We start from the raw sequence: 14,386 nt of genomic DNA on the forward strand, positions 1-14,386 counted from the left end.
GTCGACGGCAACGCCACGCCGCAGGCGAACGGCTTGACCGGAGCGGACCAGCCGCTGAACGGGGCGCCCATCACTGCCAAGAAGCCGAGCGTCACGTCCGAGGTGCAGTGGCCGCCAGTCATGTGGGGAGTCAGGATTCATAGCCCCATGCTGTTGTGCGACTCAGTGGCTTCGACCGCACTGGGGGATCCTGGGGGAAGGATGGACTGCGGAGGCCCTGTGGAGGGATAGTCGAACATCCGCTCGCGAAGTGCCGTTGGTTCTCGACTATCGCTGGTTCAACCGAAAGTCGCCGCCCGCGCGGCTACTCTCGGCACAAACGGCGAGCCTCGGCGACGGGCGAAGGGGATGTCTGTGCGGCGGCGAGGGCGCTACTGCGCGCGCTCGGCCCACCAGGCGCTCAGGCGACGGGTGGCTTCTTCCTCACCGAGCGGGCCGTCGTCCAGGCGTTGCTCGAGCAGGTAGCGGTAGGCCTCACCGACCTCGCGGCCGGGACGCACGCCGAGCACGGCCATGATCTGCTCCCCGTCCAGGTCGGGACGCACGGCCGCCATCTCCTCCTGCTCATTCAGCTCGTGGATGCGGTGTTCCAGATCGTCATAGGCGAAGCCGAGACGGTCGGCCTTGCGACGGTTGCGGGTGGTCACGTCTGCACGGGTCAGGATGTGCAGCCGCTCGATCTGGTCCCCGGCATCGCGCACGTACCGGCGCACCGCGGAGTCGGTCCAGGCACCCTCGGTATAGCCGAAGAAGCGCAGGTGCAGCTCGATCAGACGCGCGACCGCCGCGATGGTGTCGTTATCGAAGCGCAGCGCACGCAGGCGCTTCTTGGCCAGCTTCGCTCCGACCAGGTCGTGGTGGTAGAAACTGACCACGCCACCCGGCTCGAGTTTGCGGGTCGCCGGCTTTCCAATGTCATGCAGGAGAGCCGCAAGGCGCACGATCAGGTCCGGGCCGTCGAAGTTGCCACGGGATGTCTCATAGCCGATGGCCTGGTCGAGAACGGTCAGCGTGTGCTGGTAGACGTCCTTATGGTGGTGGTGCTCGTCGACCTCGAGCCGCAATGCGGGAATCTCCGGCATCACCAGCGCACACAGCCCCGAGTCCACCAGCAGTTCGACGCCGGCGTGCGGGTTGTCCGCCGTCAGCAGCTTCGTAAGCTCCTCGCCGATGCGTTCGGCCGAGATGTTACGGATGCGGTCCGCCATCGCTTCCATCGCCACCGCGGTGTCTACGTTTAGGGAGAATCCGAGCTGGGCCGTGAACCGGGCTGCCCGCATCATGCGCAACGGGTCGTCGCCGAACGAGATCTCCGGGGAGATAGGGGTGCGCAGAACGCCGGCCAGCAGATCATCGATGCCATTCGCGGGATCAACCAGGGTGAGCCCCGGCAGGCGCAGGGCGAGCGCGTTGACCGTGAAGTCGCGGCGCAGGAGGTCGTCCTCGAGGCGGTGCCCGAAGACCACCTCGGGCTTGCGGGTCTGACCGTCGTAGCTGTCGGACCGGTAGGTCGTGATCTCCACCTTCTCGCCGGAGACCTGCGCGCCGATGGTGCCGAACGCCCGGCCGATGTCCCAGTGGGCGTCCGAGATCGGCTTCACGATCTTCAGGATCTGGTCCGGTGTGGCATCCGTCGTGAAATCGAGGTCATTGATCGGCCGATCCAGGAAGGCGTCGCGCACCGGGCCGCCGACCAGGGCCAGCTCGTGGCCGGCGTTCGCGAAGGCCGTGGCCAGTCGGGAAACCGTGGGGGTGGCAGCCAGGTCGCCCAGCCGCTTGAGGGCTGTCGCAACGCTCTGCATGCCCCCATATTAGTTGCTGGAGGGGCGCCGACCGCCCGGCGCAGCGTCATCCCACCCGTGTAAGCCGTAGAATCCCCTACATGGTGGCCGTGTCTGTACCTCAGCATCGGCCCGCGCTCCCCGGATCGAGGCGGGGCCTCCGGGGACGCCCACGGATGCCGTTGGGCGTCGTTCTGGCCGGCCTGCTGGCAGGGGTGCTCCCGCTCGCGATCGGCCTGCCCGCATCCGCCGAGATGCCTGCACCGGCCGCGCAGTCCGCGCAAACCGCGCAGGTCGCCGCAGCCACGTCGGCCAACGAGGTCAGTATCACGGTGGCACCCACCACGATGCAGCCGCTGAAGGCCGACCAGGACCTCACGGTCACCGTCACGATCGACAATGCGACGCCCGACACCATCGCTCCGGGAACCATCGACCTCTACCTCGCGGAGCGCGCGCTCATCAGCCGCACCGCCCTCAACTCCTGGCTGAGCCCGGAGTCGTCGGTCACATCCGGCGACCTCATGCTGAGCCGGCCGGTGACGGCGTCCATCCAGCCGGACAGCGTCGAGAGTTTCACGCTGACCGTGCCGGCGGATTCCGTCGGCCTCACCAGCGGCAACGCCTGGGGTGCCCGCGGCATCGCCGCCACCCTCACCACCGGCGACACTGTCCGCGCCGAGGGCCGCGGCACCTTCGTCTGGTATTCGGATGAGGAGGTCACACCGGTCAATCTGGCGGTGATCATGCCGATCACCGTTCCCGCTCAGTCCACCGGACTGATCACCTCGAACGCGCTCGAGACCTACACCTCGCCGTCCGGCGTGCTCAGCCGCCAGCTCGACGGCGTCGCCGGGAAACCGGTCACGATCGCGATCGACCCGATGATCATCGTTTCCATCCGTATTCTCGGCTCCGCCGCGCCGCCCAGCGCGATCGCGTGGCTGGACCGGCTCGACCAGGCGCCGAACGATATATTCCCTCTCAGCTATGCGGATGCGGATCTGTCCCTGCAGGCCCAGGCCGGCGCGGCAACACTTCTCACGCCGACCTCCTTCGACCAGGCCATCGACCCCGCGCTGTTCACCGCGACGGACCAGAACCTGCCGCCCACTGAGTCCACTGACGCCCCCCAACCGGCTGAGACGCCCGCGGACGCGGCCACGGACTCGCCCGCCTCCACGGAACAGCCGGCACCTCCGGTCGACGGCACGCCGCCGACCATGGAGGAGTTGCTCGCCTGGGAATACAGCGCCACCGACATCGGCTGGCCCGCCGAGGGCGACGTGGCCGCAAGCGACCTTGACGTGTTCACGGCCGGCGGCCTCACCACCACCATCCTGGGCGGTGCGAACGCCTCGGGGGCCGCCAGCGACTTCACCCCCGACTCCGCCGTGGATCTCGGCACCGGCAATGGTCAGGGCCTGGTGATCGACGACGACATCGCCGACGCACTGCGCGCCGCAGCGATGGCGACCACGGATGACGCGTGGCGCAAGGCCATGGCGGAGTTCAGCTCGCAGCTGGCGGTGGTCTCCGCGGAGCGGCCCGGAACGGCCCGCACCCTCCTGGCCACCTTCGATCGTGGCTGGCCGCCGAACGCCAACCGACTCGACCAGACCATCGATGCTCTGTCCACCCTCCTCTGGTACGCGCCGTCCACCCTGCCGCAGGTGCGGGCATCCGCCCCCGCCGACGAGGTCACCTTCGACAGCCTGGCCGAACCCGCAAACCGTGTGGACCAGGCCACCCGACTCCTCGAGCGGGAGGCCGACGTTCTCGCCTTCTCCGCGGCGCTGTCCAACCCGGTGTTCGTCACCGGGACCCAGCGCCTCGACCTGATGGCCCTCCTGTCCAACGCCTGGGCCGCGCACGACAAGACCTGGTCGGATGCCGTCGGCACCAGTCTCGCGGCGTCCTCGGAGCTCCTGGGCTCCATCACGGTGGCGACCAAGGGGCCGATCAACGTGGTGGGCAGCCAGGTGGACATCCCCGTGACCCTGGACAATGCCCTGAACCAGGCCGTGACCGTCATGGTGCAGGTCGTTCCGTCCAACGGACGACTACTGGTCGGCGACGCCGTCGAATCCACCATCGAAGCGCAGTCCGCGCGCACCGTGACCATCCCCGTGACGGCGGCCGTGGGCAACGGCGCCGTCACCCTGCGCGTGACTCTGCTGACCCCGACGGGATCAGTCATCCAGGACGCATCCCTGATTCCGATCAACGTGCGCGCGGATTGGGAGGGTCTCGGAGCCCTGCTGTTCGCGGCATTCGTGGTCTTGTTCTTCGGCTTCGGCGTGTGGCGCAACATTCTGCGACGACGCCGGGAACTCGCCAACCTCGAGCCCACCGACACTGCATCACCGACGGAGTCCCGTGCCTAAGACCGACAGCATCGGCCGGGCGAGCGCGTTCCTCGCCTCCGGAACGATCGTTTCCCGCATCCTCGGCTTTGTGAAACTGATCGTGCTGGCCGGGGTGATCGGCCAGGTCGGCCAGAGCACCAACGCCTTCGCCGTCGCGAACCAGCTCCCCAACACCATCTATGTCATCGTGGCCGGCGGGGTCCTGACGGCCGTCCTGGTGCCCCAGATCGTGCGTGCCAGCCTGCACGACGACGGCGGCACGGCCTATATCAACAAACTCCTCACGCTGGCCCTGGTCATCCTCGCCGCGACGACCATCGCAGCCACCGCCCTCGCTCCCGTGCTGACGCTGCTCTACGGGTCGAACATGAAGCCGGAATCGTTGGCTCTGGCAACGGCGTTCGCCTTCTGGTGCCTGCCGCAGATCTTCTTCTACGGCCTTTACACGGTCCTGGGTGAGGTGCTCAACGCTCGCAAGTCATTCGGCCCGTTCACCTGGGTTCCCGTGCTCAACAACGTCGTGGCCATCGCCGGTCTGGTCATCTTCTCCGCGCTCTACGGGGCCGACCCGAACGGTGCCCGACTGGCCACCGAGTTCACGCCCGCCATGATCGCGGTCCTGGCCGGGAGTGCCACACTCGGGGTCGTGCTCCAGGCGGTCGTGCTGTTCTACTTCTGGCACCGCATCGGCCTGCGCTTCCGGCTCGACTTCCGATTCCGCGGCGTCGGTCTCGGCGTGGCCGGCCGCATGGCGAGCTGGACCTTCGGGATGCTTCTTCTGACCACCCTGGCCGGGATCGTTGAGACCCGGGTGGTGACTCTCGCCGGCGACTCCGACGCTTCGGTCGCGGCGCTCAACACCGCCTGGCTCATCTTCATGCTCCCGCATTCGGTGATCACGGTCTCGGTCGCCACCGCCTACTTCACCCGCATGAGCGAGCACGCCTCGGTGGGCAAGGTGGACCTGGTGAGAACGGATGCCTCCTCCGCCATCCGGGGAACCACCCTGATCATCATGCTCGCCTCCGCCGTCATCGCCGTCTGCGCCTATCCGTTCGCACGGGTCTTCGTCTCCCCGTACGACCAGGTGCAGAGCATCGGAAACGTCATCATCGCCTACGTCCTCGGCCTGGTCGCGTTCTGCATCCTGTTCGTCGTGCAGCGCACCTTCTACGCTCTCGGCGATACCCGGACGCCGTTCTTCTTCACCCTGTTCCAGGTGACCCTGGTCATCATCGGCGTGCTCGCCTGTGCGCTCCTGCCCAGCGCCTGGATCGCCGCCGGCGTCGCCCTCACGGTCACCGTCTCCGGCGTGGCCCAGGCTGTGCTGGCCGCCTGGCTGCTCCGCGGGCGTCTGGGCGGCCTCGACGGGCGGCGCATCCTGCGCAGCCTCGTCAAGTACGCGGTGGCCGCCGTGCCCGCAATCCTGGCCGGTCTCCTGCTCCTGCTCCTGCTCGGGGGCACCGAGGAAGCCGGGTTCGCCCTTTCCGGGAAGCTCGCGGCCGTCGTGTCCATGATCGTGATCGGACTGGTCATGTCCGCCGTCTACTTCGGGCTGCTGCTGCTCATGCGCACCAGCGAGCTTCGGGGCTTCGTCGACCCGCTGGTCGACCGCATCCGTCGCCGCTGATCCACTGCACGACCGATCGGTCGACGGCCGGCCGGGTGACCGGCGCTCAGGAGCCTCGGAATAGCATCCGATTAGGATGTGTTGTATCCGGCAGCGAGGCAATTGAGATCGCTTCCCCCTACAACTCGAAGGAGTCTACGCGTGCGTCAGATCATCATCATCGGCTCCGGACCGGCCGGTTTCACGGCCGCGATCTACGCCGCCCGCGCGAACCTGAAGCCGCTTCTGATCGCCAGTTCGGTCGAAGCCGGCGGCGAATTGATGAACACGACCGAGGTGGAGAACTACCCGGGCTTCGCCGAGGGTATCCAGGGCCCCGAGTTGATGGCCAAGATGCAGGAGCAGGCCGAGCGGTTCGGCACTGAGGTTCTCTACGACGACGTCACCGAGCTCGACCTCACCGGCGACACGAAGACCGTCACCCTCGGCAGCGGCGAGACGCACGAAGCCCTTGCCGTGATCTTCGCCACCGGTTCCGCCTACCGCAAGCTCGGCCTCGAGGACGAAGAGCGCCTGTCCGGCCGCGGCGTGTCCTGGTGTGCCACCTGCGACGGCTTCTTCTTCAAGGAGAAGACCATTGCCGTGATCGGTGGCGGCGACTCCGCCATGGAGGAGGCCACGTTCCTCACCCGCTTCGCGAGCAAGGTCTACATCGTGCACCGCAAGGACACCCTGCGGGCCTCCAAGATCATGCAGGAGCGCGCCTTCGCCAACCCGAAGATCGAATTCGTCTGGAACTCCGAGGTGGTCGGCATCACGGGCACGGATGCCGTGGACGGCCTGGTCCTGCGCCACACCGTCACCGGCGCCGAGACCTCGCTCCCCCTCGGCGGTATCTTCGTGGCGATCGGCAACGACCCGCGCACGCACCTCGTGCACAACCAGCTCGACCTCACCCCCGAGGGCACCATCGCCGTCGCCGGTCGCAGCTCGAAGACCAGCCAGACCGGTGTGTTCGCGGCAGGCGACGTGATCGACCCGACGTACCGTCAGGCCGTGACCGCCGCGGCATCCGGAACCGTCGCCGCCCTCGACGCGGAGCACTACCTGGCCTCGCTGCCCGAGGAACTGCTGGCCAGCGCCGGCGAACCCGCACTCGCGTAAACCTCACCGAACTCGCCCATCACACAATCAAGGAGCAACCACATGTCTGCACGCGCTGTCACCGACGCCACCTTCGACCAGGAAGTCATCAACAACGAGAAGACCGTTCTGGTGGACTTCTGGGCGGAGTGGTGTGGCCCGTGCCGCGCCGTCAGCCCGATCCTCGATCAGATCGCCACCGAGAACGCTGACAAGCTCGACATCGTCAAGCTGAACGTCGACGACTTCCCGGCGCTGGCCGCCAAGTACCAGATCACCTCCATCCCCGCGATGAAGGTGTTCCAGAAGGGCGAGGTCGTCAAGACCGTCATCGGCGCCAAGCCCAAGGTTGCGCTCGAGAAGGATCTGGCCGCCTACCTGGCCTGACCACCTCTCTCCGCAGAGACCCTGACCCGCCCGGCACTCGCCGGGCGGGTCTTTTGGGATTCGGGCCGAGTGGTGGCAACCCCATACGATTGAAGCCTCACCAGATCGGACGTGACGTGACCGCACAGCGCTCTCCCCAGACCGGCAACAACCTCGACCCCTGGTACCACCACTACGCCGAGCGAGCCGCGGGGTTGCGCGCCTCCGAGGTCAGGGCCCTCTTCGCGGTGGCTTCCCGCCCCGAAGTCGTTTCCCTGGCCGGCGGCATGCCGTTCGTCGCTGCTCTGCCACCCGACCTGGTCATCAGCGCCATGGACCGTGTCATGCGCCAGCAGGGCCCCGTCGCCCTGCAGTACGGCTCCGGCCAGGGGGTCCCCGTCTTGAGAGAGCAGATTCTCGAGGTCATGGCGCTGGAGGGCATCCGTGCGCACGCCGATGACGTTGTCGTGACGACCGGGTCGCAGCATGCGCTGGAACTGGTCAGCAAGCTCTTTCTCGATCCCGGTGACGTGGTGCTCTCGGAGGGCCCCAGCTATGTGACCGCCATGGTCATCTTCAAGTCGTACCAGGCCGAGGTGGACCACGTGCCAATGGACGAGCACGGTCTGATCCCCGAGGCGCTTCGGCAGCACATCCAGCGCCTGAAAACCGCCGGCAAGACCATCAAGTTCCTCTACACGATCCCCAACTTCCACAACCCGGCGGGCGTGACGCTCAGCTGGGCCCGGCGCCTCGAAATCCTTGAGATCGCCCGGGCCAACGACATTCTGGTGCTGGAGGACAACCCGTACGGGCTGCTCTATTTCGACCAGCCGGCACCGGATGCGATGCGTTCGGTCGAAGAGGACGGCGTCGTCTACCTCGGCACGTTCTCCAAGACCCTCGCTCCCGGTTTCCGGGTGGGGTGGGCGTTGGCCCCGCACGCCATCCGGGAGAAGCTGGTGCTGGCTAACGAGGCCGCAGTGCTCTCCCCCAGCTCGTTCAGCCAACTGGTCATTTCGGAGTACCTCGCGACAGCCGACTGGAAGGGGCAGATCAACACGTTCCGCGGCGTTTACCACGAGCGCAAGACCGCACTGTTGGATGCCCTCGAGGAGTACCTGCCCGATCTCACCTGGACCAACCCCAACGGCGGGTTCTACGTCTGGGTGACCCTTCCCGATGGGCTCGACTCGAAGGCCATGCTGCCGCGGGCGGTCAAGGAGCTCGTGGCATACACGCCGGGCACGGCATTCTTCGCCAACGGGGACGGGCGGCGCAACATGCGCCTCTCCTTCTGTTACCCGACGCCGGATCACATCCGTCTCGGCGTACGCCGCCTTGCGACCGTTCTCCGCGATGAGCTTGACCTGCTTGAGACCTTCGCCGGCACCGGTTCCCTGAACCCGCCGTACGAAGACGGCCGCTTCACGTCACCTCCGCCGGACGTCTCCTAGTTCACCTCCCCCGGTCCCATTTCAGCCAGAGCAAGGAAAACCCTGATCATGAGCGATTTTTCACCCCTTGATATTGTTGTTCTCGCCGGTGGGATCTCGCATGAGCGAGACGTGTCGCTTCGATCGGGACGACGGGTCGCGGATGCCTTGACGGGCCTCGGTCACACCGTCACCCTGCTCGATCCCCAGGCCGGTCTGCTCGCCGACCTGACCAGGCGCAAGCCTGACGTGGTCTGGCCGGTCGTGCACGGGGCGACCGGCGAGGACGGAGCCCTCCTGGCCCTCCTCGAGACCACGGGGATCCCCCACGTAGGTTCACGCGGCGGCCCCGCACGTCTGGCCTGGTCCAAGCCCATCGCCAAGGAGCTCGTGCGCCGGGCCGGGTATTCGACCCCGGACTCGATCGCCCTGTCCACCGAGACATTCCGCGATCTCGGTGCCGCGAGTGTTCTGGAGCACCTGCTCACCGCACTACCCACGCCGCTTGTGGTGAAGCCCGCCGAAGGCGGCTCGGCCCAGGGAGTCAGTATCATCGACACCGCCGCCGGGCTGCCCCGGGCCATGGTCGATGCCTATACCTACGCCACCGTCGCGCTCGTTGAAGAGAAGGTCGAGGGCACTGAGCTCGCTGTGACCGTGATTGACATCGGCGACGGCCCCGTCGCCCTCCCCGCCGTGGAAATCGTCCCCATCGACGGTGTGTACAGCTTCGAGGCTCGGTACAACGCCGGAGAGACCTTGTTCTACACTCCGGCTCGTATTCACGACCAGATCGCCGACCTGGTGGCGGAGACCGCGATCGCCATTCACACCCTGCTCGGTCTCCGGCACATCTCCCGCATCGACCTGATCGTGGACGCGGACGGAGTGCCGTGGTTCCTGGAGGCGAATGTCCTCCCCGGTTTGACTGAGACATCCCTGGTCCCCCAGTGCATCGAAGCCTCCGGGCAGTCCCTCGGCGCCGTCTACGACGCGCTCGCCCGCGCGGCCATCGCCGACGCTTAAAACTCCCCCAATCCGCCGTGTTTCACGTGAAACACGCACCCCGCTGCCCCGGTGGTCGAGCCTGTCGAGACTCGTCCCCCAGTCGCCCCCACGGTGGTCTCGCACCCACGGTGGTCTCGCACCCACGGTGGTCTCGCACCCACGGTGGTCTCGCACCCACGGTGGTCGAGCTTGTCGAGACCCCCTCCCTCTGACGCCGGCCACGCCACCCCCACGCGGCTCGAGCACTCACGCCGGTCGAGCACCCACGGTGGTCGAGCTTGTCGAGACCCACCCACCAGACCGCACGCCACGGTGGTCGAGCTTGTCGAGACCCCTCCCCGCTCGCCCCAGTCGCGCTTGTCGAAGCCTCACCCCACACAACCGCTCACCTCTGAGTCGGCTCCACGGGTGGGACCATTGGGACCATCACGCTTCGACAGCCGCTCCACATCTCCTCCCCCACGCCAACACTCCGCCATGTTGTCCCACACCCGCAGCCCGCCCGCATCTCCCCACCGTCGCAGCCAAGATGGTCCCCATGCCATATATGTACATCCTCGAGTGCTCAGACGGCTCCTACTACGTCGGTAGCACGTGGAACATCGAACGTCGATTATCACAGCACAACGCTGGCGAGGGCGCTGGCTACACCCGTACACGCTGCCCGGTGGAGCTCCGATATCTTGAGGAGTACTACATGATCAAGGATGCGTTCGCGCGCGAGAAGCAGGTTCAGGGATGGAGCCGTCGAAAGCGCAGGGCTCTCATCGAAGGTCGCGCTGATGAACTCCCCACACTGAGCCGCACGGCACGGCTGGGCAGCAGCGGCGTTGAGACTGTCGACTGAACGCCTGACCGGTATAAACGCCTCCACACGACCCTTGAGCCGGATCAATCGACAATTCACGTGCACAGGCGCAGCTACTCCCCGACGCAGTGTCCGTCAAGCCGACCTACAACCGCACACTCGACCGTTTCACGTGAAACACTCGGCGCACCGCAGTCCGCACCGTTCCACCACTGTGGTCATATTGCTCGGTATCGCGTCACAGCCATTGTGTTGACACTCACCACCTGGCTCACCCTCGAGATCATGATCCACGTGGGCATTCACCTGCCTATCGCCACCATGACGGATGGCCGTTGGACTCCACCAGAGCCCCCCGATCGCGGACGGCATCGGAGACCAAACGTCCGTAGAGGTCTACGGATCCGCCGGCCTACCACCCGACACGGTTTGACCGCAGGAACTTCGCACGATCTGTGCACTGTGAGCAGTAGAGAACGGGCTTCAGGTCTGAAATCGACCGACCTGACCTGCTCCCGCCCGCCCGCCACGCATCCAGGATCCACCCCGGTTGACATTCAACACACTGCGCGCTACAAGGAAACAGGGCAGAATTAGCGACGTCCGGAAGCATTGCAATCATCGGTTTGAAACGAAACGAGCACTCAGTGGGTCCGCTCTGGAAGACAATTCCGACTCCTCGGCCCCTTGAACTCTCATGTTTCACGTGAAACACACCCACGTCGCCCCAGGTCGCCAGTCGTCCCCGTCAATTCCAGTCGTTGCCCGCTAGCGAGCAGAACTACCTGTTCACTTGAGACAGCTACTAGATCAGGCCCGGATCCTCACTTCCGGAGAGTCCGGGTACCTACCTCACGCGACGCGTGCACTACCTCTCTCCACGAGCGCGGGCATAAGGGCCACGAACGACAACCCACCCTTATGAGACTCGACCGAATGCACCCGGGGGCTGGTCCAAGTCGTCTTCGCTCGGTGAGCGGACGGGAATCCTTCTCCCGCGATGAGCAGCACTGGGTGAGTGGATGCTCTTGAAGCAGCATGCACCGACGCGACAAGGTTTCACGTGAAACATGCACTGAACTCGTGCGTCTCGGTTGCGCAGGGACAGTGGCCAATTGCGGGTCGGAGGCCACGTCGCGGTGTGAGACCGCAACTGGTGCGACAGCTTCGGTCTCGACAGGCTCGACCACCGCCGGGATCACCGCACGACGTACCTTGCAGGGGCTCGACACGCTCGACCACCGCCGGGATCACCGCTCGGCGTACCTAGCAGGGTCTCGACAGGCTCGACCACCGGTTTTTTGGAAGTCATTGCGTTTCGGGGGTCGAGCTTGTCGAGACCTCGTCACCGACAAATCTGCCTCCAAGCCACACCACACTGAACAATCGATGTGGACAGTCGTGCCCTCGTGAACCCGAAATGGATCAAATTTGCGCCTCGCAGAGGTGATTTCCGAAAATTCGAAGTGCTTCAACGACGCTTAGGATGCTTCCTGGTGACGCGAAATATTCCGTTTTGCGTGCATTTCTGGCCTCACATGGAAAGGCTTCTGAATCGACGCCGCTGTGAATACTCGAAGAATCACACCGGGAGACCCTGGCGGTTCACTCCGCGGGTCTCGACAGGCTCGACCACCGAGCAGTGCGACCGATCTCGCGAGGACACAGAATTGATGTTTCACGTGAAACAAGCGAACGAATCTTGACCGGCTCGACCAGCGACGGGGTAGACCACACACGGGACAGAGGGTCTCGACAGGCTCGACCACCGAGGGACAGAGGGTCTCGACAAGCTCGACCACCGAGGGACTCAGGGTCTCGACAAGCTCGACCACCGAGGGACTCAGGGTCTCGACAAGCTCGACCACCGAGGGACTCAGGGTCTCGACAGGCTCGACCACCGAGGGACTCAGGGTCTCGACAGGCTCGACCACCGACAGGGTCGAGCACCTACGGGCCTCCCCCGGTCCGAGGACACGGGTGTGGCGGAGTCGGGCTAGCTGGCTCCGAAGCCGGGCTCGCCGATCACGCCGAGAATACGATTGAGGTCGCCAATGGTGGCGAAATCAACCGTGATCTGGCCTTTTCGTGCACCCAGATGAATCTTGACGCGAGTGTCGAGGCGATCCCCGAGGTGCTCGGCGATCTCATCGAGGTGACCCTGTCGGCGCCCGCCGATCGGTTTGACCGGCGCAATCCGCGGTGTGGTCGCCGCAGCGGCCTCCGCTGCCCGCACGGATAGGTCTTCGTTGACGATCTTGTCCGCGAGCTTCAACATGCCGACCGGGTCGGCGACCGACAGGATGGCGCGAGCGTGACCTGCCGAAAGAACGCCGGCCGCGACACGAAGCTGAACGGACTCCGGAAGCTTGAGCAGACGAATGGTATTCGTGATCTGCGGACGCGAGCGTCCGATTTTGAGCGCCAACTCCTCCTGGGTGATACCGAAGTCCGCGAGAAGCTGCTGATATGCCGAGGCCTCTTCCAGGGGATTCAACTGTGCTCGGTGCAGGTTCTCCAGCAGCGCATCCCGCAACATGTCGACATCCGCCGTTTCGCGGATGATGGCGGGAATGGTGGCGAGACCCGCCTCCTTGGTGGCGCGCAGGCGCCGCTCCCCCATGACGAGTTCGTACTTGCCCGGTTGCTCAACGATGGACCGAACCACGATCGGCTGCAGGACGCCGACTTCCCTGATGCTGCGCACCAGCTCGGCCAGATCTGTTTCGTCGAAGACATTTCGCGGTTGCACGTGGTTCGGAACGATATCGTTCGGATTCAGATGCGCCAGGCGGGCCCCGGGAACGGGCAGCAGGCCGACGTTCTCATTTGGCTTGACCGCGTCGGAATAGGGGAAGAAGACGTCGACGGGGCGCGCCTGTGTCGGGTCATCCTGGATGGGGATCAGTGCGCCGATCCCACGGCCGAGCCCAGTCCGTTTTGCCATTAGAGTACGACTCCTGTCTGAGGGGCGCCCCGACGGGCGATTTCTGCCGCTGCTTCGAGGTAGGAGAGCGATCCTGCGGAGTTGAGGTCGTAACTGATGACGCTCTGGCCATAGCTCGGCGCCTCAGAAACGCGCACAGACCGGGGAATCAAGGTATTCAGGACCTGCTTCGGGAAGTGCTCGCGCACATCCTGAGCCACATGGTTGGCCAGGTTGGTGCGGCTGTCGTACATCGTGAGCAGGATCGTGGAAACGGCGAGTTCCGGGTTCAGGTGCTTCTCGATCAACTCGATATTCTTGAGCAGTTGACTCAAACCCTCGAGGGCGTAGTACTCACACTGGATCGGAATCAGCACCTCGCGCGCCGCGACGAACGCGTTGATCGTGAGAAGGCCGAGAGACGGTGGGCAGTCGATGAATACGTAGTCGTACGGATCGTCCATCGTCTTCAGGTGAAATTCGAGGGCGCGATTCAGCCTCTGTTCGCGCGCCACGAGCGACACCAGCTCGATCTCAGCACCCGCGAGGTGAATGGTCGCCGGCACGCAGAACAGCGACCCGAACTCGGGGCTGTTCTGTACAACCGTGGCCATCTCAAGATCGTTGACGATCACGTCGTAGACGCTCGGCGTCTCCGCACGATGCTCGACACCCAACGCCGTGGAGGCGTTGCCTTGCGGGTCGAGGTCGATCACCAGGACGCGGGCGCCCTGGCGGGCCAGCGCCGCGGCGAGGTTGACCGCCGTGGTGGTCTTACCGACACCACCCTTCTGGTTCGAGATGGTGATAACACGCGTCTTCTCCGGCTTCGGCAGCTGATCCGCCGCGATCCGCTGCCGGCGCCGGGTCAGGTCCGAAATCTCCCGGGCGAGCGGAGTCGTATCGTCAAACCCCGTTGCCGTCTTGCTCAATTGCTGGTCTTCGCCAGGTTGTTTCACGTGAAACCTTCGCGTTCGAC

The 14,386-nt window shown here is 65.3% G+C and carries 10 protein-coding genes; 7 read left to right on the forward strand and 3 right to left on the reverse strand.

Annotated elements, in window-relative coordinates; translation table 11 throughout:
* Positions 1 to 371: 371 nt before the first annotated feature.
* Complete coding sequence (locus AC0J5J_RS10210) at positions 372 to 1,802, reverse strand: CCA tRNA nucleotidyltransferase (protein ID WP_474897850.1); 1,431 nt, start codon at positions 1,800 to 1,802, stop codon at positions 372 to 374.
* 155 nt (positions 1,803 to 1,957) lie between these two features.
* On the opposite strand from AC0J5J_RS10210, the gene AC0J5J_RS10215 reads away from it, so the two are divergent.
* From AC0J5J_RS10215 to AC0J5J_RS10245, 7 genes are all read left to right on the forward strand, one after another.
* Complete coding sequence (locus AC0J5J_RS10215) at positions 1,958 to 4,168, forward strand: DUF6049 family protein (protein ID WP_474897852.1); 2,211 nt, start codon at positions 1,958 to 1,960, stop codon at positions 4,166 to 4,168.
* Entirely contained in the window at positions 4,161 to 5,780 is a 1,620-nt protein-coding gene (murJ, locus tag AC0J5J_RS10220) for a murein biosynthesis integral membrane protein MurJ (protein WP_134424624.1), read from the forward strand. The genes AC0J5J_RS10215 and murJ overlap by 8 nt, the downstream gene beginning before the upstream one ends.
* Positions 5,781 to 5,921: 141 nt before the next feature.
* Complete coding sequence (trxB, locus tag AC0J5J_RS10225) at positions 5,922 to 6,884, forward strand: thioredoxin-disulfide reductase (RefSeq protein WP_134424623.1); 963 nt, start codon at positions 5,922 to 5,924, stop codon at positions 6,882 to 6,884.
* Between the two features lie 42 nt (positions 6,885 to 6,926).
* Positions 6,927 to 7,250, forward strand: a complete 324-nt coding sequence (trxA, locus tag AC0J5J_RS10230; RefSeq protein ID WP_134364764.1) for a thioredoxin — start codon at positions 6,927 to 6,929, stop codon at positions 7,248 to 7,250.
* A 116-nt stretch (positions 7,251 to 7,366) separates the two neighbouring features.
* Entirely contained in the window at positions 7,367 to 8,686 is a 1,320-nt protein-coding gene (locus AC0J5J_RS10235) for an aminotransferase-like domain-containing protein (protein WP_474897854.1), read from the forward strand.
* 48 nt (positions 8,687 to 8,734) lie between these two features.
* On the forward strand, positions 8,735 to 9,691 hold the full coding sequence (locus tag AC0J5J_RS10240; protein ID WP_474897856.1) for a D-alanine--D-alanine ligase family protein: 957 nt from the start codon (positions 8,735 to 8,737) through the stop codon (positions 9,689 to 9,691).
* A 529-nt stretch (positions 9,692 to 10,220) separates the two neighbouring features.
* Positions 10,221 to 10,520: a GIY-YIG nuclease family protein gene (locus AC0J5J_RS10245; RefSeq protein ID WP_474900213.1), complete on the forward strand. Its 300-nt coding sequence runs from the start codon at positions 10,221 to 10,223 to the stop codon at positions 10,518 to 10,520.
* A gap of 1,957 nt (positions 10,521 to 12,477) precedes the next feature.
* Here the strand turns inward: AC0J5J_RS10245 and AC0J5J_RS10250 are convergent.
* Together AC0J5J_RS10250 and AC0J5J_RS10255 are read right to left on the reverse strand one after the other, a co-directional pair.
* The gene (locus AC0J5J_RS10250) at positions 12,478 to 13,428 is read right to left on the reverse strand and encodes a ParB/RepB/Spo0J family partition protein (protein WP_474897857.1); all 951 of its coding nucleotides are present in this window, start codon (positions 13,426 to 13,428) and stop codon (positions 12,478 to 12,480) included.
* Positions 13,428 to 14,366 (reverse strand): ParA family protein, encoded by a 939-nt coding sequence (locus AC0J5J_RS10255; RefSeq protein ID WP_474897859.1) that lies wholly within the window; start codon positions 14,364 to 14,366, stop codon positions 13,428 to 13,430. The genes AC0J5J_RS10250 and AC0J5J_RS10255 overlap by 1 nt, the downstream gene beginning before the upstream one ends.
* Between the last annotated feature and the right edge of the window lie 20 nt (positions 14,367 to 14,386).

Source organism: Cryobacterium sp. TS_SC_7, assembly GCF_056156285.1.

What these genes read in the sequence shown, in the direction of transcription:
- AC0J5J_RS10250 (WP_474897857.1), bottom strand. Translation starts at nt 13,428, where the DNA reads ATGGCAAAACGGACTGGGCTCGGCCGTGGGATCGGCGCACTGATCCCC.
- AC0J5J_RS10240 (WP_474897856.1), top strand. Translation starts at nt 8,735, where the DNA reads ATGAGCGATTTTTCACCCCTTGATATTGTTGTTCTCGCCGGTGGGATC.
- AC0J5J_RS10245 (WP_474900213.1), top strand. Translation starts at nt 10,221, where the DNA reads ATGTACATCCTCGAGTGCTCAGACGGCTCCTACTACGTCGGTAGCACG.
- trxA (WP_134364764.1), top strand. Translation starts at nt 6,927, where the DNA reads ATGTCTGCACGCGCTGTCACCGACGCCACCTTCGACCAGGAAGTCATC.
- AC0J5J_RS10215 (WP_474897852.1), top strand. Translation starts at nt 1,958, where the DNA reads ATGCCGTTGGGCGTCGTTCTGGCCGGCCTGCTGGCAGGGGTGCTCCCG.
- AC0J5J_RS10210 (WP_474897850.1), bottom strand. Translation starts at nt 1,802, where the DNA reads ATGCAGAGCGTTGCGACAGCCCTCAAGCGGCTGGGCGACCTGGCTGCC.